General features: G+C 64.3%; 15 protein-coding genes. 7 read left to right on the forward strand and 8 right to left on the reverse strand.

What is annotated here, in order from left to right; translation table 11 throughout:
* The first annotated feature begins 219 nt into the window (after positions 1-219).
* From EN845_RS18395 to EN845_RS18410, 4 genes are read left to right on the forward strand one after another with little or no spacing between them, the layout of a single operon-like run.
* The gene (locus EN845_RS18395) at positions 220-1,149 is read left to right on the forward strand and encodes a sugar ABC transporter permease (protein WP_127275355.1); all 930 of its coding nucleotides are present in this window, start codon (positions 220-222) and stop codon (positions 1,147-1,149) included.
* Positions 1,150-1,159: 10 nt separating this feature from the next.
* Positions 1,160-1,999 (forward strand): carbohydrate ABC transporter permease, encoded by an 840-nt coding sequence (locus tag EN845_RS18400; RefSeq protein WP_127871135.1) that lies wholly within the window; start codon positions 1,160-1,162, stop codon positions 1,997-1,999.
* The gene (locus EN845_RS18405) at positions 1,996-3,057 is read left to right on the forward strand and encodes a Gfo/Idh/MocA family oxidoreductase (RefSeq protein WP_127871136.1); all 1,062 of its coding nucleotides are present in this window, start codon (positions 1,996-1,998) and stop codon (positions 3,055-3,057) included. The genes EN845_RS18400 and EN845_RS18405 overlap by 4 nt, the downstream gene beginning before the upstream one ends.
* A gap of 15 nt (positions 3,058-3,072) precedes the next feature.
* Positions 3,073-4,071, forward strand: coding sequence for an ABC transporter ATP-binding protein (locus tag EN845_RS18410; RefSeq protein ID WP_127871137.1), 999 nt, complete (start codon positions 3,073-3,075; stop codon positions 4,069-4,071).
* 167 nt (positions 4,072-4,238) lie between these two features.
* Here EN845_RS18410 and EN845_RS18415 read toward each other — a convergent pair whose 3' ends face one another.
* The 5 genes from EN845_RS18415 to EN845_RS18435 form a co-directional block, all read right to left on the reverse strand.
* Entirely contained in the window at positions 4,239-5,084 is an 846-nt protein-coding gene (locus tag EN845_RS18415) for a fumarylacetoacetate hydrolase family protein (RefSeq protein ID WP_127275359.1), read from the reverse strand.
* A 210-nt stretch (positions 5,085-5,294) separates the two neighbouring features.
* The gene (locus EN845_RS18420) at positions 5,295-6,026 is read right to left on the reverse strand and encodes an SDR family oxidoreductase (protein WP_127871138.1); all 732 of its coding nucleotides are present in this window, start codon (positions 6,024-6,026) and stop codon (positions 5,295-5,297) included.
* A gap of 173 nt (positions 6,027-6,199) precedes the next feature.
* Positions 6,200-8,572, reverse strand: coding sequence for an aldehyde dehydrogenase family protein (locus EN845_RS18425; protein ID WP_127871139.1), 2,373 nt, complete (start codon positions 8,570-8,572; stop codon positions 6,200-6,202).
* A 66-nt stretch (positions 8,573-8,638) separates the two neighbouring features.
* Positions 8,639-9,685, reverse strand: a complete 1,047-nt coding sequence (gene deoC / locus EN845_RS18430) for a deoxyribose-phosphate aldolase (protein WP_127871140.1) — start codon at positions 9,683-9,685, stop codon at positions 8,639-8,641.
* A 204-nt stretch (positions 9,686-9,889) separates the two neighbouring features.
* Positions 9,890-10,717, reverse strand: coding sequence for a ferredoxin--NADP reductase (locus tag EN845_RS18435; RefSeq protein ID WP_127275363.1), 828 nt, complete (start codon positions 10,715-10,717; stop codon positions 9,890-9,892).
* A gap of 220 nt (positions 10,718-10,937) precedes the next feature.
* Between EN845_RS18435 and EN845_RS18440 the strand changes: the two genes are divergently transcribed.
* The 3 genes from EN845_RS18440 (at position 10,938) to EN845_RS18450 (ending at position 16,157) form a co-directional block, all read left to right on the forward strand.
* Positions 10,938-13,022: a hydantoinase/oxoprolinase family protein gene (locus tag EN845_RS18440; RefSeq protein WP_127871141.1), complete on the forward strand. Its 2,085-nt coding sequence runs from the start codon at positions 10,938-10,940 to the stop codon at positions 13,020-13,022.
* 136 nt (positions 13,023-13,158) lie between these two features.
* A complete protein-coding gene (locus EN845_RS18445) occupies positions 13,159-14,856 on the forward strand; it encodes a hydantoinase B/oxoprolinase family protein (protein WP_127871142.1) in 1,698 nt (565 codons plus the stop codon).
* Between the two features lie 185 nt (positions 14,857-15,041).
* Entirely contained in the window at positions 15,042-16,157 is a 1,116-nt protein-coding gene (locus tag EN845_RS18450) for an aminomethyltransferase family protein (RefSeq protein WP_127871294.1), read from the forward strand.
* Positions 16,158-16,432: 275 nt separating this feature from the next.
* On the opposite strand, the gene EN845_RS18460 is transcribed toward EN845_RS18450, so the two are convergent.
* The 3 genes from EN845_RS18460 to EN845_RS18470 form a co-directional block, all read right to left on the reverse strand.
* Entirely contained in the window at positions 16,433-17,089 is a 657-nt protein-coding gene (locus tag EN845_RS18460) for a methionine ABC transporter permease (protein WP_127871143.1), read from the reverse strand.
* Entirely contained in the window at positions 17,070-18,158 is a 1,089-nt protein-coding gene (locus EN845_RS18465) for a methionine ABC transporter ATP-binding protein (protein ID WP_127871144.1), read from the reverse strand. The genes EN845_RS18460 and EN845_RS18465 overlap by 20 nt, the downstream gene beginning before the upstream one ends.
* An 85-nt stretch (positions 18,159-18,243) precedes the next feature.
* Positions 18,244-19,098: a MetQ/NlpA family lipoprotein gene (locus EN845_RS18470; protein WP_127275369.1), complete on the reverse strand. Its 855-nt coding sequence runs from the start codon at positions 19,096-19,098 to the stop codon at positions 18,244-18,246.
* Positions 19,099-19,287 lie beyond the last annotated feature (189 nt).

The following is a 19,287-nucleotide window of genomic DNA, read 5'->3' on the forward strand; positions in this document are numbered from 1 at the left end:
GCCGGCTGGGCGCATGCCCGGCCGGTTCCGGACTACCTGGCAGTTCAGATAGCGATTGTCGGCATCGCCTCTCGGCCTTACCCTTGCTCTTGTTGGGGAAGGCTGGCTGACCAGTCGCAGGCTTTGTTGTTGCCTCACCGGCAAGAACATTCGGGCCGTGCATCGAGGCGTCATCTAGCATCATATCGTCCGAACCGAGAGACGGCGGGGACCGAACTCATGGCCGCACAAACACGACCGAAAAGACCGTTCCGCTGGCATATCGCCGTCTTCCTGGCGCCGGCGGTGCTCGTCTATACGGCGATCATGATCCTGCCGCTGGCCGGCACGCTGCAGCTCTCGCTGTTCCGCAACGTTGACCAGTCCCAGGTCTTCGTCGGCCTGGACAATTTCCGCACCCTGTTCGGCGACCCCAACTGGTCGGTCAATTTCTGGAATGCGCTCAGGAACAATGTCTGGTTCTTCATCATCCACATGCTGGTGCAGAACCCGGTCGGCGTGCTTTTGGCCGCCCTCCTGTCCAGCCCGAAGCTTCGGTTCTCGGCCTTCTACCGCACGGCGATCTTCGTGCCGACCATTCTGTCCTTCGTCATCGTCGGCTTCGCCTGGAAGCTGATCCTGTCGCCGCTGTGGGGCGTGGCGCCGCATCTGCTCGATTTCGTCGGCCTGAAAAGCCTGTTCACGCCGTGGCTCGGCAAGGAGCAATACGCGCTGACCGCGCTCAGCCTGGTGTCGGTATGGCAGTTCATCGGCATCCCGATGATGCTGATCTATGCCGCCCTGCTGTCGATCCCCGACGAGGTGATCGAGGCGGCTGAATGCGATGGCATCACCGGACTGTCGCAGTTCTGGAAGATCAAGCTGCCGCTGATCCTGCCGTCGATCGGCATCATCTCGATCCTCACCTTCGTCGGCAATTTCAACGCCTTCGACCTGATCTACACGGCGCAAGGCGCGCTCGCCGGGCCGAACTATTCGACCGATATTCTCGGCACCTTCCTCTACCGCGCCTTCTTCGGCTTCCAGCTGCAGGTCGGCGATCCCAACATGGGCGCGACCATCGCCACGATCATGTTCCTGATCATCCTCGGCGGTGTCTGCGTCTACCTCTTCCTCATCCAGACGCGCCTGCGTCGCTACCAGTTCTGAGGGGCAAGAGATGAGCATCGCCACCCGTTCACTCCCCCGCACCATCGGCGCCCACGCGATCCTCTTGACCTACACGGTGATCGCGCTTTTCCCGGTGGTTCTGGTCATCATGAATTCGTTCAAGTCGCGCGCCGGCATCTTCGGCGCGCCGCTGACGCCGCCGACGCCGAAAACCTTCGATATGATCGGCTACACCACGGTGATCGGCCAGGGCGATTTCATCCATTATTTCCAGAACAGTCTCGTCGTCACCGTCGGCTCGCTGTTCTTCGTGCTGCTGTTCGGCGCCATGGCGGCGTTCGCGCTGTCGGAATACCGCTTTCGCGGCAACACGCTGATGGGGCTTTACCTGGCGCTCGGCATCATGATCCCGATCCGGCTCGCCACTGTCGCCATCCTGCAGCTGATGGTGGCGAGCGGGCTGGTCAACACGCTGACGGCGCTGATCCTGGTCTACACCGCGCAGGGCCTGCCGCTGGCCGTCTTCATCCTGTCCGAATTCATGAAGCAGGTGTCCGACGATCTGAAGAATGCCGGCCGCATCGACGGCCTGTCGGAGTACACCATCTTCTTCCGCCTGGTGGTGCCGCTGGTGCGGCCGTCCATGGCGACCGTCGCCGTCTTCACCATGATCCCGATCTGGAACGACCTCTGGTTCCCACTGATCCTGGCGCCGTCCGAAGAGACCAAGACGGTGACGCTCGGCGCCCAGCTTTTCCTCGGCCAGTTCGTCACCAACTGGAACGCCATCCTGGCGGCACTCTCGCTGGCGATCCTGCCGGTGCTGATCCTCTACGTCATTTTCTCGCGGCAGCTGATCCGCGGCATTACTTCCGGAGCCGTCAAGTGAGTTCAGAAAGACCCCTTCGTGTCGTCGTCGCCGGGCTCGGCAATATGGGGCGCAGTCACGCGCTGGCCTATCACACCAATCCAGGCTTTGAGATCGCCGCCCTGATCAACCGTTCCGACGTGCCGTTGCCGGAGGGGCTGTCCGGCTATGGCATCAGACGCTCGTTCGACGACGCGTTGCGCGAGGAAAAACCGGATGTCGCCTGCATCGCCACCTATTCCGACAGCCATGCCGACTATGCGGTGAAGGCGTTCGAGGCCGGCTGCCATGTCTTCGTCGAGAAGCCGCTGGCAACGACGGTGGCCGACGCCAAGCGCGTCGTTGCCGCCGCCAAGGCCAACGGCAAAAAACTGGTGATCGGCTATATCCTGCGCCATCACCCGTCCTGGATCAGGCTGATCGCCGAGGCGCGCAAGCTCGGCGGCCCCTACGTGTTCCGCATGAACCTCAACCAGCAATCCTCAGGGCCGACCTGGGAGACGCACAAGCAGTTGATGCAGACGACCTCGCCGATCGTCGATTGCGGCGTGCACTATCTCGACGTCATGCTGCAGATCACCGACGCCAAGCCGGTCGAGGTGCGCGGCATGGGCGTGCGGCTGACCGACGAGGTCGCGCCCTCCATGTACAATTACGGCCATCTGCAGGTGCTGTTCGATGACGGTTCGGTCGGCTGGTACGAGGCCGGCTGGGGTCCGATGATTTCCGAGACGGCCTTCTTTGTGAAGGATGTCATGTCGCCCAAGGGCTGCGTGTCGATCGTCATGAAGGAGGGCGTGAAGTCCGACGACATCGACACCCACACCAAAACCTCGACCATCCGCCTGCACAGTGCGGCGACCGGCACGGACGGCAAGTTCCTAAAGCCGGACGAGATGCTGTCGATGGAAGGCGAACCCGGCCATCAGGACTTGTGTGATCTCGAACAGGCTTTTGTCCTCAAGGCAATTCGCGAGGACCTGGACCTGACCCGCCACATGGACGATGCGGTGCGGTCGCTCGCCGTCTGCCTTGCGGCCGACGAGAGCGTTCGCAGCGGCGCAGCCGTCAAACTCTAACGACAGGAAGAAGCCGTGGGCTCGCTAAAAATCGAGAATGTAAAAAAGGCCTTTGGGCCGGTCGAGGTGCTGAAGGGCATCGACCTCGAAGTGACGGATGGCGAGTTCGTCGTCTTTGTCGGCCCTTCGGGTTGCGGCAAGTCGACCTTGCTCCGGGTCATCGCCGGGCTGGAGGATTCGACCTCGGGCCGGGTGCTGATCGATGGCGAGGACGTCTCCGTCACGCCGCCGGCGAAACGCGGCATCGCCATGGTGTTCCAGACCTATGCGCTCTATCCGCATCTGACGGTGAAAAACAATATGGGCCTCGGCCTCAAGCAGGCGAACACCCCTGCGGCGGAGATCGACCGCCGCATCGGCATCGCCTCGTCCATGCTGTCGCTGGAACCGTACCTGGAAAGGCGGCCGGCGGAGCTCTCCGGCGGCCAGCGCCAGCGCGTCGCCATCGGCCGCGCCGTGGTGCGCGAGCCGAAACTGTTCCTGTTCGACGAGCCGCTGTCGAACCTCGATGCCGCGTTGCGCGTCAACACGCGGCTGGAAATCGCGCAGTTGCACCGCCGCCTCAAGGCGACGATGATCTACGTCACCCACGACCAGGTCGAGGCGATGACGCTGGCTGACAAGATCGTCGTGCTCAACGCGGGAAAAATCGAGCAGATCGGCGGCCCGATGGAGCTCTACAATTCGCCGGCAAACGAGTTCGTCGCCGGCTTCATCGGCTCGCCCAAGATGAATTTCGTCGACGGCGCCCGCCTCGGCGAGACAGCCAAGAGCATCGGCGTGCGGCCGGAGCATCTGACCGTCGATCCGAAATCCGGCGCCTGGAAGGGCACGGTCGTCCATGCCGAGCATCTCGGCGCCGACACCAATCTCTATCTCGACTGCGAGAAGGCCGGGCTGATCACCGTGCGGATTTTCGGCGTCTACGACGCGGAACCCGGCGCCACGCTTTATGCGACGCCCGATCCGGGGAGGACCTATCGGTTTGGCGCTGATGGGAAGGTGCTGAAGTAGTGTTTCAGCGTAGGTCGGCGCTGCCCCTCACCCTTATCCTCTCCCCGTGAAAAACTGGGAGAGGGGGTCGCCAACGCTGGAGCGCTTCCCTTCTCCCCGTTACTATACGGGGAGAAGGTGCCGGCAGGCGGATGAGGGGCGGCGCAAGCTTCGCAAGGATCGCTGACTTAAACGTCAGCCCTAAACGTCTGCTTCTGCTGCCCCAAGCCTTCGATGCCCAGCTCCACCACATCGCCAGCCTTGAGAAACACCGGCGGCTTCATGCCCAGGCCGACGCCGGGCGGGGTGCCCGTCGAAATAATGTCGCCGGGGTGCAGCGACATGAACTGGCTGAGGTAGGAGACGAGATAGGCGACGCCGTAGACCATGGTCTTGGTCGAACCGTTCTGCATCGTCTTGCCGTTGACGGTCAGCCACATTTTGAGGTTCTGCGGGTCGGATACTTCGTCCTTGGTCACCAGCCACGGGCCGGTCGGACCGAACGTGTCGCAGCTCTTGCCCTTGGTCCACTGGCCCTGGCGCTCGGCCTGGAAAGCGCGTTCGGACACGTCATGGGAGACGCAGTAACCGGCGACGTAGTCGAGCGCATCGGCTTCGCTGACATACTTCGCGGTCTTGCCGATGACCACGCCGAGCTCGACTTCCCAGTCGGTCTTCTCCGAGCCGCGCGGGATCAGCACGTCATCGTCGGGGCCGACAATGGCCGAGCTTGCCTTCATGAAGATGATCGGCTCCGGCGGCACGGTGGCGCCGGTTTCGGCGGCGTGGTCGGAATAGTTGAGGCCGATGCAGATGAACTTGCCGGTGCCGGCCACGCAGGCGCCGAGCCGAGGCTTGCCGGAAACCGCCGGCAGCGACTTTGCATCGAGCTTCGACAGCATGTCGAGCGAGGCCGGATGAAGCGTGGTGCCGGCGATATCGGCGACATGGGCGGAGAGATCGCGGATCGTTCCATCCGCATCGAGCAGGCCGGGACGTTCGCTTCCCACCTCGCCATAGCGCAGCAGTTTCATGCATCTTCTCCTGATTGCGGCCTCGCGGCCGTTCTACAAACTCTCCGCCGAGGCATCAGCCCTTTCGGAACCGGGCGGACCCTAGCCACCGGCCTGCTTCACGACAAGCGCAGGCAGCCTGTTTTGACAGCCGGCGAGCGGGATTTTCAGACTTCCCGATCCTTCGCCAAACCCGATCGCCCGGTGCCCGCGATTGTCTCCGGGCAGCGCTCAGATCGACCAGCCGCCGTCGATATTGTAGGCCTGCCCCGATGTGTAGGTGGCGCCGCCCAGGTAGACGGCGAGATCGGCAATCTCTTCCGGCGTGCCGAGCCGGCCCATCGGCTGGCGGGCGATGAAGGCGGCACGCGCGGCTTCGTAGTCGCCCTGCGCGTGCATGCGGTCCTCCAGCGAAGGGCTCTCGACCGTGCCGGGGCAGATGGCGTTGCAGCGTATGCCCTTGCCGACATAGTCGGCCGCGACCGCCTTGGTCAGGCCGATGACCGCGGCTTTGCTCAGGCCATAGACGAAGCGGTTCGGTACACCCTTGGTCGAGCTCGCCAGTGAGGCCATGTTGATGATCGATCCGTCGCCGCGCTCCAGCATGCCCGGCAACACGGCGCGGATGGTGCGGACCATGGCGCGAACGTTGAGGTTGAGCGCGAAATCGAGGTCGCCATCCTTCATCTCGAGGATCGAGCCGGAATGGACGAAACCGGCGCAGTTGAACAGCACGTCGACACGGCCGATCTCGGCGAAGGCCGAGTTGACCGCCTCGTCATTGAGGACGTCGACCTTGCGCGTCTTGATGCCGGAGGTCTTGGCGAGTTCCGCCAGCAGCGTCTCGTTGATGTCGGTGGCATGGACGGTGGCGCCAGCCTTGGCGAAGGCCAGCGCGCTTGCCTTGCCGATGCCTTGCGCCGCCGCCGTGATGACAACGACCTTGCCTGCCAGATCCGCCATATCTTTTCCTCGCCTGCTTGGGTCAACTGCCTTTATCGGCGGCCGGCGAAGGCGTCATGTGCCAGTCAGGCGCGATCGTGCGGCCTGTGCCAGTTCACTGATAAAGATGTTTTTTCTCGTTAAAGAACATGCGTCCGGGCGTCAAGCCCGAACGCGATCACCAAGTGCGAACATCAGTCGCCGTAAGGCACCCAGACATTCTTCACCTCGATGGCGCGGCGCAGCAAGGCGTCACCGGCGGCTTCTTCCGAGGCCCAGTCGAGGCTGCGGCCATTGCCGCTCCAGACGCGCTTGAGGTTGCCGACGGAGTCGGCTTCCGCCTTGGCGCAGGTGTCGGCGTCGGCAAACAGCCAGAGCCCGTCGACGTCGTCATGCTTGGCCAGCACGCCTGCAAGCTCCGCCGTGCGGCCGGTAACGATGTTGATGGCGCCGGCGGGCACGTCGGAATATTCGATGACCTGATAGAGATCGGTGGCCAGCAGCGGGTGGCGTTCCGACGGCACGGCCACCACCGTGTTGCCCATGGCCAGCGCCGGCGCGACCAGCGAGATGAAGCCGAGCAAGGGCTGATTGTCGGGCGCGACGATGCCGACGACGCCGACCGGCTCATGCAACGCCAGCGTCACGGCACGCGCCGGCGGCTGGTGCACCCGGCCCTCGAACTTGTCGGCGAGGCCGGCGTAGAGGAACAGCCGCTCAATCGACTGTTCGACCTCGTCCCGCGCCGCCTTGGCGTTGGCCCCGGTCAGTTCGGTGAGGCGGGCGGCAAACTCGCTGGCACGGCCGGAAAGGTTCTCGGCCAGGTAATAGAGCACCTGGGACCTGTTATAGGCGGTTGCCTCCGGCCAGGCCTTGCAGGCGCGCGCGGCTGAAACGGCGTCACGGATATCCTTGCGGTTGCCGAGCCCGACTTCGCCGGCAAGCTTGCCCTTGGCGGTGGCGACGGCAATCGAATAATTGCCGTCCGCCCGCACCTGCTTGCCGCCGATGAACAGCTTGGCCGTGCGATCGATGGCTGAGCCATCCGCCTGTTCGACGGGCTGAGCGGACGACGTCGCCGGCTTGATGACCGAACCGAGCGGCAATTTTGCCGATAGATATTCGAACATGCCCTCGCGCCCGCCCTCGCGGCCGAAGCCGCTCTCGCGGTAGCCGCCGAAGCCGCAGGCGGCGTCGAACATGTTGGTGCCGTTAACCCACACCACGCCGGCCTTCAGCTGAGGCGCCACATGGAGCGCGAGATTGACGTTCTCGCTCCACACCGAGGCGGCGAGCCCGTAGCGTGTGTTGTTGGCAAGCTCGATCGCTTCCTCGGTGTTGCGGAAGGTCATGGTGGCAAGCACAGGCCCGAACACCTCCTCCTGGGCAAGGATATTAGCCGGCGAAACACTCGTTGCCAGCGTCGGCAGATGATAGTAGCCGGAAGACGGCAGCGCTGCATCCGGCTGCCAGCAGACGGCGCCCTGCCGGGCACCCTCGGCGATCAGTCCCTTGACGCGGTCGAGCTGGGTCAGGTCGACCAGCGGGCCGATATCGGTGTTCTTGTCGAGCGGGCTGCCGACTCGCAACCGGCTCATCCGCGTCTTGACCTTGGCGATCAAGGCGTCGGCGATGCCTTCCTGTACCAAGAGGCGCGAACCGGCGCAGCAGACCTGGCCCTGGTTGAACCAGATGCCGTCGACGAGGCCTTCGACGGCGCTGTCGAGATCGGCGTCCTCGAAAACGATGAAGGCCGATTTGCCGCCAAGTTCCAGCGACAGTTTCTTGCCCGAGCCGGCGGTGGCCTTGCGGATGATCTTGCCGACCTCGGACGAGCCGGTGAAGGCGATCTTCTGGATGCCGGGATGGTTGACGATCGCCGCTCCTGCTTCCGGGCCGCCCTGGACGATGTTGACGACGCCCTTCGGCACACCGGCGCGTTCGCAGATCTCGGCGAACAGGATTGATGTGAGCGGCGTGAATTCGGCCGGCTTCAGCACCACCGTGCAGCCCGCCGCGAGTGCGGGCGCGATCTTCCAGGCCAGCATCAGCAGCGGGAAATTCCACGGGATGATCTGGCCGACGACGCCGACACCCTTGTGGCCAGGGAAATCCCTGTCCAGCGCCTGTGCCCAGCCGGCGTGATGGATGAAATGGCGGATGGCCAGCGGCACGTCGATATCGCGGCTCTCGCGGATCGGCTTGCCATTGTCGATTGTCTCAAGCACCGCGAACAGGCGCTGGTGGCGCTGCATGGCGCGGCCGATGGCGTAGAGCACTTTCGCGCGCTGATAGCCTGAACTGGCGCTCCACTTCGGCAGCGCTTTCGTGGCCGCCGCGACGGCCGCGTCGATGTCGGCGGCGTTGGCGTCCGAAATCTTGGCTAACAACTTGCCGGAGGACGGTTCGCTGGTCTCGAAAGTCTTGCCGCCGCTCGCCGCCTTCCAATCGCCGCCGATGAACAGCGCCTTGCCGAAATCGCGCGCCGCGAGCCAGGCATCAGCTTCGTTGCGCGCCTCCGGCGCCGGGCCGTATTCCATGGCGTGATAGCGTTCGAGAATGTTCATCAGGCGGGGCTCCAGATAATTGTCAGGGGGGCGCCGTAGGGCTCCACGTTCAAGGCCTCGCTCGCCTTACGCCATCGCGTGGCGGTGATTGGCCGAATAATGCCCGGTCAGATGATGCTCGAGCTGGCGCTCGATGTCGGTGAGCAGGCTCGACGCGCCGAAGCGGAACAGCTCCGGCTCCAGCCAGGGCCGGCCGAGCTCTTCCTTCATCAGCACCAGCCAGTCGAGCGACACTTTCGCGGTGGAAATGCCGCCGGCCGGCTTGAAACCGATGAGATAGCCGGTTTCCTCGAAATAGGCCCTGATGGCGCGCACCATGGCAAGCCCGACGGGCAGCGTGGCGTTGACGCTTTCCTTGCCGGTCGAGGTCTTGATGAAATCGGCGCCCGCCATCATCGCCACCATTGAGGCCAGCATGACATTGCGCAGCGTGGCGAGGTCGCCGGTGCCCAAAATGACCTTCAGATGCGCGTCCCCGCAGGCGGCACGCATCGAGACGATTTCGTTGTAGAGCTCCCGCCACTTGGCGCCGAACACCAGGCCGCGCGGAATGACGACGTCGATCTCGTCGGCGCCGTCCTTCACCGAGGCCTCGATTTCCTGCAGGCGGGTCGATAGCGGCGCCAGGCCGTGCGGGAAGGCGGTGGAGACGGCGGCGACATGGATGCCGGTGCCGCGCACGGCGTCAACGGCCGTGGCAACGAAGGGATGATAGACGCAGACGGCGGCCGGCCGGATGGTTTCGCCCGCAATGCCGAGGCCTTCCATGATGTCGCGGCGCAGCGGGTTGATCGCCTTGGCGCAGAGCCGGCGCACGCGTTCCTCGGTGTCGTTGGAGTTCAGTGTCGTCAGGTCCATGCAGGCGATCGCCCGCAGCAGCCAGGCGGCCTGGTTGTCGGCCTTGATCGAGCGCCGCTTGGTCAGGCTGGCGACGCGGCGCTCCAGCGCCGAGCGGTTGACGCTGCGCACCGATTCCAGAAAACCGAGATCGAGTTTCAGGCCGGGATTGCGCGCGATGTGATGATCCAGCGGCACCGGCGTGTTGGCGGCGGCGCGTGCCGGCAGCGGCGTCACCTTGGTGCCAAGATCGGCTTCGCGGATTGTGCTGCTCATCTCCTGCCCTTTCATTCAGCGGCGTGCGCCTGATGGCGCATCGTCCTCCCAAAGCCGTTCGACACTTTTGGGCGACACGCACGAAGATAGCCCGCGAAGCCGTGCTTCACGAGTCCTCAAGCGAGGGATAGCCGAAAAAGGCCGCGAAAGCAGCTGATTTTTGACCGGAAGGTCAAAACAAGGTTTCTGGGAGACCCGCGGGCCTCAGCCGACGAAGGCGCGTTCGACGACGAAGCTCGAGGGGTGGCTGAGCGACCCTTCCTGGAAGCCGAGGCTTTCGGCCAGCTCCTTGACGTCCTTCAGCATGTGCATCGAGCCGCAGATCATGATGCGGTCGGTTTCCGGATTGAGCTTCTCGATGCCGAGATCGCTGTAGAACTTGCCGGAGCCGATCAGCGCGGTGATGCGGCCCATGCGCGCCGACTCTTCGCGTGTCGTCGAATTGTAGAGCGTGACGCGGCCGGCGGTCAGCTCGCCGATCAGCGGGTCGCTTTCCAATGCCGCCACCAGTTCCTGGCCATAGATCAGCTCGGCATTGTCGCGGCAGGTATGGGTCAGGATCAGCTGATCGAATTTCTCGTAGGTGTCGGGGTCGCGCAGCAGGCTGGCGAAGGGCGCGATGCCGGTGCCGGTCGAGATCATGAACAGCCGCTTGGCCGGGGTCAGCGCGTCGACGACCAGCGTGCCGGTCGACTTCTGGCGCATGATCACGGTGTCGCCGACCTGGATCTTCTGCAGTTCCGAGGTCAGCGGGCCGTCCGGCACCTTGATCGAGAAGAATTCCAGCTCTTCGTCCCAGGCCGGGCTGGCGACGGAGTAGGCGCGGTACACCGGCTTCTCGGCATTGGGCAGGCCGATCATCACGAACTCGCCCGAGCGGAAGCGCAGCGACTGCGGACGGGTGATCCGGAACGAGAACAGCCGGTCGGTATAGTGCTTCACCGAGACGACGGTTTCGGCATAGACATTGGCCGGAATCGGAAACTGCAGCGGGCGGGCTTCAGCGGTATTGAACGCGGGCGTGGTGTTCATCAATTCCAACCTTCTCGCCCAATTACAGACGCGGGCGCCAAACTTTCCCGTGCGCGCCCGAACCATTCAGGTTCCGGCGTGCCTTGCACACACTGCGAGGCGGTAAGCTCTTGTGTCGAGAATTTATTAGTATACAAACGATATTTGCGTCAAGATGCCGCCGTAAAACACCTTTCCAAACTGCGGCATATCCGTAGTCCCAGCATTTCGGGTTTCGACAATGAAAGAGAATTTTTCGGTGCAGCCGCCGGATTCCCTGGGCAGCGTCGTCGCCGGCATCGATGTCGGCGGAACCTTCACCGACCTGCTGCTGATCGACGGCAAGGACGGCGGCAAGGTGTATCTGGCCAAGACCCCGACCACGGTCGACAACCAGGCCTTTGGCGTGGTTTCGGCGCTTGGCGCCACCGGCTTTCCGGTCGACGGCATCGATCTCATCGTGCATGGCACGACCACCACCACGAATGCGGTGCTGGAGCGCCGCCTGGCGAAAACCGGCATGATCACCACGCGCGGTTTTCGCGATGTGATCGAGCTTGGCCGGCGCACGCGGCCGCAGCCCTATGGCATGACGGGCACCTTCGTTCCGGTCATCCCGCGCAATTTGCGGCTGGAGGTGTCCGAACGCGTCGAGGCATCAGGTGCTATCCGCACGCCGCTCGACGAGGTCGAAATGCGTGAGGCCGTACAGGCGCTGATCGCCGCCGGTTGCGAATCCCTCGTTATCCACTTCCTGCATTCCTACGCCAACCCTTCGCATGAACGGCGGGCGGCCGAAATCGCCGCCGAGTTCTGGCCGAACGGCTACATCACCACCGGCCACGCGCTGCTGTCGGAGGCACGCGAATTCGAGCGCGGGGTAACCGCCTCGGTCAATGCCTCGGTGCAGCCGATACTCGAGCGCTATGTCGAGCGGCTGCGCAAGGAATTGGCCGCGAGGGGCTATATCAGAGACTTCCTCATCATGAACGGCAATGGCGGCATGATATCGGCCCGCTTCGTCACACGTGAATCGGCAAAGACCGTGATGTCGGGGCCCGCCTCCGGCGTCATCGCCGCCGCCTATACGGGCAAGCGCGCCGGCTTCGAAAACCTCGTCACCTACGACATGGGCGGCACGTCGACCGACGTGGCGCTGATCCGCAACGCCGAGCCGGCGGTCTCGAACGAGATCGAGATTGAATACGCCATGCCGATCCATGTCCCGATGGTGGCGGTGCATACGGTTGGCGCCGGCGGTGGTTCGATCGCCCGCGTCGATGCGGCCGGACTGATCCAGATCGGTCCGGAAAGCGCGGGCGCCAATCCCGGCCCGATTTGCTATGGGCGCGGCGGGACCGAGCCAACCATCACCGACGCCAACCTGGTGCTCGGCCGGCTGGCGCCGAAGAAATTGCTGGCCGTCGACAATCCGGTCACAGCGGAGCGCGTCACCGGCATTTTCGAGGACCGGATCGGCAAGTCGACCGGCCTCTCCGGCGTCGAAGCGGCTGGCGCGGTGCTCAGGCTCGGCAATATGAAGATGGCCGGCGCCATCCGCATGGTATCCGTATCGCGCGGCCACGATCCCCGCGATTTCGCGCTGTTCGCCTTCGGCGGCGCCGGGCCGCTGCATGCGACGGCGCTCGCCCGCGAACTCGGCCTGCCCAAAGTGCTGGTGCCGGCACGTCCCGGCATCACCAATGCGCTCGGCTGCGTCGTCGCCGATCTGCGCCACGACTTCGTCAACACCATCAACCAGCCAGTGGCCCTGCTTGATGAAAGCCGGCTCCACCAAGTATTGGAACGGCACCGGAACGAAGGTGAGGAACTGTTCGCCAAGGAAGCGGTGAAGCCGGCAACGATCCGCGTCACCCACTCCGCGGACATGCAGTTCGTCGGCCAGACCCACATCATCAACGTGCCGTTGCCGTCCTCCTCGGTAACGCGAGCTGCATTGCAGGGCCTGTTCGAGAAAGCCTATTTCGCTCGCTTCAAGGTCGAGCTGCCCGAAATCCGCGCCAACCTCGTCAACCTCAACACCTCGGTCACCGGGATGCGCCCGGCGATCGACTTGTCACGCCTGATCGACCCGGCCGGGCGGGCAAAGACGCTGGAAGAGGCGCGGCGCGAAATCCGGCCGGTCTGGTATGGCGGACGCTGGCACGACACGCCGGTGTACATCAGGGAAAAGCTGCCGCTCGATGCGATCATCGAAGGGCCGGCGATCCTCGAACAGATGGACGCCACCACCGTGCTCGAACCCGGCGACCGCGCGCGCTGCGACGCCGACGGCAACATCATCATCGATGTGGGCAAGGAATGATGGGAAATTCGTCTGTTAGTTTCTGTCCTTTTACAGTCGGCCTCGCGCTGCCCCTCATCGCCCTGCCGGGCGATGAGGGGCGGCGCGACGTCTCAGGCCTTCCATGTCCGGTACCTGCCATGAGGATTACTGAGCAATGACCGGTCTCGACGCCATCACGCTTTCGGTTCTCCAGGCCGCCTTGCAGCAGGTCTGCGACGAGATGGACCTGACCTTTTCCCGCGCCGCCTTCTCGCCCGTCATCGCCGAGGCCAATGATCGCTCGGACGGCATCTATTCGGCCGTCGATGGCTCGCTGATCGCCCAAGGCAGCCAGGGCCTGCCGGTGTTCGTCGGCGTCATGCAATACTCGACCAAAACGGTCATCGAGATGATCGCCGACGGCCGCTGCCTGGCGCCGGAGCCGGGCGACATCTACATCGTCAACGACCCCTATCTCGGCGGCACGCATCTGATGGATGTGCGCTTCGTCATGCCTGTCTACCGCGCTGGAAAAATCTTCTGCTGGTTGTCCAACACCGGCCATTGGCCCGACATTGGCGGCTCGGTGCCGGGCGGGTTCTCGGCTTCCGCGACCGCCGTCGAGCAGGAAGGCCTGCGGCTGCCGCCGGTAAAGCTGTTCAAGAAGGGCGTGCTCGATCCAGAGATCTACGCCATCATCTGCTCCAACATCCGGGTTGCCGACCAGCGCATCGGCGACATCAGGGCGCAGGCCGCCGCGCTGCTGATCGGCCAGGATAGGCTCAACGGGATCCTGGATCGTTACGGAGATGAAACGGTTACCAAGGCGATCGCCGAACTGCGCCGACGCGCCGCCGAGCAGATGCGCGCCAACATATCCGCCATTCCCGACGGCACCTATCGCTCCAAGGCCTTCGTCGATTCCGACGGGGTGGTCAACGAACCGCTGACCATCGCGCTCGCCGTGGAGAAAAAGGGCGATGCGCTGACCTTCGATTTCACGGGCTCATCAAAGCCCTGCGCTGGGCCGATGAACAGCGTGCTGGCGACGACCTTGTCGTCGGTCTATCTCGCCATGCGCCATATCTTCCCGGATGTGCCGATCAGCGCCGGCGCCTTCGAGCCACTCGAGGTCAAGCGGCCGGAAGGCACCTTCCTGGACGCAAAGTATCCGCGCCCGGTCTCGGGTTGCGCCGCCGAGGTCTCGCAGCGCATCGCCGAGGCGGTGTTCGCCGCCATGGTGCAGGCGCTGCCCGACAAGGTGACGGCGGCTCCCGCCGGCTCCAGCGGCAACTTCGCCTTGGGCGGCAGCGACCCCGCGCGCGGCCGCGACTATGTCATGTACCAGATCTCCGGCGGCGGCTATGGCGGCAATTCGGGCAATGACGGCCTGACCAATGGCTGCTCGACCATCGGCATTTCGAAATCGCCGCCGGTCGAGATCATGGAGCAGGCTTTTCCCGTGCTCTACCGGCACTATGCCTTGCGCGAAGGCTCGGGTGGCGCCGGCAAGCATCGCGGCGGTTTCGGCCTCGCCTACGAGGTCGAGATCCTGCGCGGCGAGGCGCGGGCCTCCTTCGTCATGGACCATGGCCGTTTCGGCCCGCAGGGCGCGCTCGGCGGTGGGGATGGCGAGCCCAACAGCGTGACCGTCTTCCGCGATGGCGTAGAACACATACCGCCGCACCTCTCCAAGGAGCAGGACATCCCGCTGAAGGCCGGCGACCGCGTGCGCGTCGGCACGCCGGGCGGCGGCGGCTATGGCGATCCGCGTGAGCGCGACCCGAAACTGGTCGCTCGGGATGTCCAGCTTGGCTATTATACAGCTGAGCAAGCCAAGCATCTGTTCGGGATCGAGGCACAAGGAAGCTGACCAAACTCGGATGAGCCGCCCCGCGCCGTGATCGCCGCATGACGTGTCGTTTCCGTCTCCGCCGGGAGCATGAAAGCCCGTAGATTTATCCGGTCAACGGAGATCTCGAACATGCGTCTTTTGGGTCGTTTCGTGCTTGCCGCTTCCGTCGCCCTCACCATCGCCACCGGCGCTGCTTGACTATCTTGGCCGAGCGGCGTTCCCCTTTCTACAGCAGCATCGTCGGGCTGGGCGCGACCATGGGCCGGGTCGGCGGCGATTTCATCTCGGCCAGATACTATTCCGGCATTGCCGACGAGCACCTGAACACCCGCGCCAATGTCGGCGTGCAGGACCTCAGCACCATGGGCAAGATGGACATCAAGGGTCCGGACGCCGAGGCGCTGGTCAACCATGTCATCGTCAACGACGCCGCGGCGATGAAACCGGGCAATGTCCGGTACTCCACCGTCTGCCGCGAGGATGGCGGCATCATGGACGACCTCACCGTGTTCCGGCTGGGGCCGGAGCATTTCATGCTGGTGACCGGCTCGGTCAACCGGCTGAAGATGCTGCCCTGGCTCCAGCATCATGCTGAGGGCCGCAAGGCCTATGTGACCGACATCACCGCGGCGGTCGCTTTCCCCACGATCCAGGGCCCGCGTTCGCGCGAACTCCTGAAGGCGCTGGTCGTGGATGCCGATCTCGATGGGTTGAAGCGCTGGGCGTTCACCTCGGGTCGCGTCGGCGAAACCAAGGTCATGATTTCGCGCACAGGCGTGACCGGCGAACTCGGCTTCGAACTGTTCGTGCCGGCGGACGAGGCGACCTCGGTCTGGGACGCGCTGATGCGGACTGGCCAGGCTTTCGGCCTGAAACCTTATGGCGTGCTGGCTATGTTCACGCTCGGGCTGGAGAAGGCCTATCCCGCCCATGGCATCGACATGGACGAGAGCCGCACGCCGTTCCATGTCGGCCTCGACCGCTGGATCAAGTTCGACAAGGGCGATTTCATCGGACGCGAGGCGCTGCTCAAGATCCGCGACAAGGGCCTCGACGAGCGCTGGACCGGCCTGATCCTCGACGGCGACAAGCCGGCCGCGACCGATGCCAGGGTGCTGGCCGATGGCAGGGATGTCGGCGTGGTCACCTACAGCGACCATGGCTACTCCCTCGGCAAGGTGCTGGCCACCGCGCATCTGCGGCTACCCTTCACGGCCATCGGCACTGAACTCAGCATCGCCATCGACGGCCAGCCCGTGCGCGCTGTGGTGGCGCCGATGCCGTTCTTCGATCCGGAGGGCGCGAGGTTGAGGGGCTAGCCTGGTGTGTGCGCGCCCCACAGCGTCATAGCGGCCAATCCTCCGCGCTGCCCCTCACCTGCCTGCCGGCATCCTCTCCCCGTATAGTGACGGGGAGAGGGGCGCTCCGTCGCCGATTTCGCCAATCATCGGCGTTGCAAGAGGGGCGCCGGCGTCACGGCCAGCTTCTCTCTCCCCGTTCTACGGGGAGAGATGTCCGGCAGGACAGTGAGGGGCGGCGCCAACGCTAAGATTGTTTAGTCAGAAGGTTCGGCCGAACCTGAATATCAGCCGCCTCACCCTCGCCGGTCGAGCCGCGCCACCAGCCGATCGCCCACCCACTGGATGCCGCAGACCAGGATGATCAGCACGATCACCACCGCCACCATCACCGAGGTTTCAAACCGCTGATAGCCATAGCGGATGGCGAGGTCGCCGAGGCCGCCGGCGCCGATGGCGCCGGCCATCGCGGAGGCGCCGACCAGCGTCACCAGCGTCACCGTGAAGCCGGCGACGATGCCGGGCAGGGCCTCGGGCACCAGCACCTCGCGGATGATCGTCCAGCGGTTGCCGCCCATGGCGCGGGCGGCCTCGATCAGCCCGTGGTCGACCTCGCGCAACGACACTTCGGCAATCCGCGCATAGTAGGGCGTGGCGGCGATCGACAGCGGCACGATGGCCGCCCAGGTGCCGATCGAAGTGCCGACGATCAGCCGCGTCACCGGGATCAGCGCCACCAGAAGGATGATGAACGGCACCGAGCGGAAGCCGTTGATGACGGCGCCGAGCACGCGATTCACCCACGGGCTTTCGGCAATGCCGCCGCGTTCGGTGGCGATCAGCGCCAGGCCGAGCGGCAGGCCGAACACCAGCGAGATCAGGCCGGAGGCGGCCGTCATCAGCACCGTCTCCCAGATCGACCGCAGCAGAAGCTCAAACAGGATCGGCGACATGGCCAAGCACCTCCACCCGCGCCTGGCGGGCTTCCAGGAAAGCGATCACCTCGGCGAGATGACCCGCATCGCCGCCAGGGATGGAGAGGAACAGCGTCCCCACCGGCTCTCGCTGAATATGGTCGATGCCGCCATGGACGAGCCGGAAGGCACCGGGCACGGTTCTCGCAAGGTCGGACAGCAGCGGCCCGCGCGCAGGCTCGCCCGCAACGTCGACGCGCAAGATCGTTTCGGTGCCACCCGCGGGCAGCAGCCGCGCCGCCAGCTCCGGCGGCAGTTGCGGCCGGATCGCGCCGAGCAGGCGTCTTGTGATCTCGGACCGTGGATCGGCGAACACAGACCAGACTGGCCCTTCCTCGACGATGCGTCCGGCGTCGATCACCGCCACCCGGTCGGCGATCGAGCGGATCACCTCCATCTCGTGGGTGATCAGCAGGATGGTCAGGCCAAGCTGCCGGTTGATGTCCTTGAGCAAGGCGAGGATGGACCGCGTCGTCTCTGGGTCGAGCGCTGACGTCGCTTCGTCCGACAGAAGCAGCGCCGGCCGCGCGGCCAGCGCCCGGGCGATGCCGACGCGCTGCTTCTGGCCGCCCGACAGTGACCCCGGATAGGCTTTCGCCTTTTCCGACAGGCCGACCAGATCGAGCAGTTCCGCCGCCCGCTTCAGCCGCTCGGCCTTTGGCCGGCCCTCGATCTTCAGCGGCAGCGCCACATTGTCCTCGACCGTCTTGGCCGACAGCAGGTTGAAATGCTGGAAGATCATGCCGATGCGCCGCCGCAGCGGCTGCAGGTCGCGCTCGCCGAGCCGGCTGATTTCGCGGCCCTCGATGAACACCTCGCCGGAATCGGGCCGCTCCAGCCCGTTGAGGCAGCGGATCAGCGTCGATTTGCCGGCCCCGCTGCGGCCGATGATGCCGAGGATCTCGCCCTTGCGCACCGTCAGGGAAATGCCGTCGAGCGCCGCCGTCGCGCCGAAGCGGCGCTTCAGCTCGACAAGGCGCACCACGTCCCGCGCCGGTGCATCGGCGTCGTTCGTGTTCTCGATGGCTGCGGTCACATGCTTGTTCATACGCGGATCCCGAAACAGGATTGCGGCCCGCGCGTTGCGCGGACCGCTTTTCTTGTCAAAGCAGACACTTTCGTGCCCGGATTGCTCAATAGGCGCTGAGGCCGGTGCCCTTGTAGACCTTGTCGAACTCGGCCTTGACCGCCTCGTTCTGGTAGGACGCCACCAGCGTCTTCACCCAGGCCTCGTTCTCGTTGCCGACCTTGACCGCAATGAAGTTGCGGTACGGATTGTCTGCGATCGGCTCCTGCGCGATGCGGTTTTCCGGTGTCAAGCCGCTTTTCAGCGCCCAGTCGGTGTTGACCACGGCTGCGTCGAGGTCCTCGACCGAGCGGCCGACGATGCCGGCGTCGAGTTCCTTGATCTCGACCTTCTTGGGGTTTTCGGCGATGTCGGCGGTGGTGGCCAGGATGCCGGTGCCGTCCTTCAGCTTGATCACGCCCTCATTCTGCAACACGCGCAGCGCCCGGCCTTCATTGGACGGGTCGTTGGGCACGCCGATGACAGCACCCTGGGGCAAGTCGGCGACCGCTTTGTACTTCTTGGAATACAGGCCGATCGGCCACACGCCGGTATAGCCGACGCGCACGATATGGTAGCCCTGCGTCTTGATCTGGTTGTCGAGATAGGGCTGGTGCTGGAAGGCGTTGGCGTCGATCTCGCCGCGCTCCAGTGCCTCGTTGGGCTGGGTATAGTCGTTGAACACCACCGTCTCGATGCTCAGGCCCTTCTCGGCGGCTTGAGCGACCACGACGCGCCAGACATCCTCGTCCTCGCCGCTGATGATGCCGACCTTGATCGCCTTCTTGTCCTCGGCGAAGGAGGCATGCGGCGCCATCAGGGCGCCGATCGCGACGGCCGATGCGAACAGCAGAGCAAGACCGCTGCGGCGGTTCAGGGTTGACCTTGGGGAAGAGGACAAAGTGTTGTTGAGGTCGGACATGATTGATCTCTGCGGTTGTGAAGTCATGGCAGCAAGGCGGATTGCCTAGGCTTGTTCACATCGTCAGAAATTCTATCGATTTTATCAAAGCAGCCTTTCGCCATTCTCCTTGAAGCCGGGAATATTCTCTCAAAAATTTTGAAGAAGGGAGTAAAAGACTGCGGGCGTCGAGAAGCGGTGAGGTCCTCA

The sequence above is a fragment of the Mesorhizobium sp. M8A.F.Ca.ET.202.01.1.1 genome (assembly GCF_004791595.1).
In the GTDB taxonomy this organism is placed as follows: domain Bacteria; phylum Pseudomonadota; class Alphaproteobacteria; order Rhizobiales; family Rhizobiaceae; genus Mesorhizobium.

Excerpts from the sequence above, each read along its gene's own strand:
- EN845_RS18425 (WP_127871139.1), bottom strand. The coding sequence starts at position 8,572 with ATGAACATTCTCGAACGCTATCACGCCATGGAATACGGCCCGGCGCCG.
- EN845_RS18435 (WP_127275363.1), bottom strand. The coding sequence starts at position 10,717 with ATGAACACCACGCCCGCGTTCAATACCGCTGAAGCCCGCCCGCTGCAG.
- EN845_RS18470 (WP_127275369.1), bottom strand. The coding sequence starts at position 19,098 with ATGTCCGACCTCAACAACACTTTGTCCTCTTCCCCAAGGTCAACCCTG.
- EN845_RS18395 (WP_127275355.1), top strand. The coding sequence starts at position 220 with ATGGCCGCACAAACACGACCGAAAAGACCGTTCCGCTGGCATATCGCC.
- EN845_RS18445 (WP_127871142.1), top strand. The coding sequence starts at position 13,159 with ATGACCGGTCTCGACGCCATCACGCTTTCGGTTCTCCAGGCCGCCTTG.
- EN845_RS18415 (WP_127275359.1), bottom strand. The coding sequence starts at position 5,084 with ATGAAACTGCTGCGCTATGGCGAGGTGGGAAGCGAACGTCCCGGCCTG.
- EN845_RS18460 (WP_127871143.1), bottom strand. The coding sequence starts at position 17,089 with ATGTCGCCGATCCTGTTTGAGCTTCTGCTGCGGTCGATCTGGGAGACG.
- EN845_RS18440 (WP_127871141.1), top strand. The coding sequence starts at position 10,938 with ATGAAAGAGAATTTTTCGGTGCAGCCGCCGGATTCCCTGGGCAGCGTC.
- EN845_RS18420 (WP_127871138.1), bottom strand. The coding sequence starts at position 6,026 with ATGGCGGATCTGGCAGGCAAGGTCGTTGTCATCACGGCGGCGGCGCAA.
- EN845_RS18465 (WP_127871144.1), bottom strand. The coding sequence starts at position 18,158 with ATGAACAAGCATGTGACCGCAGCCATCGAGAACACGAACGACGCCGAT.
- deoC (WP_127871140.1), bottom strand. The coding sequence starts at position 9,685 with ATGAGCAGCACAATCCGCGAAGCCGATCTTGGCACCAAGGTGACGCCG.
- EN845_RS18400 (WP_127871135.1), top strand. The coding sequence starts at position 1,160 with ATGAGCATCGCCACCCGTTCACTCCCCCGCACCATCGGCGCCCACGCG.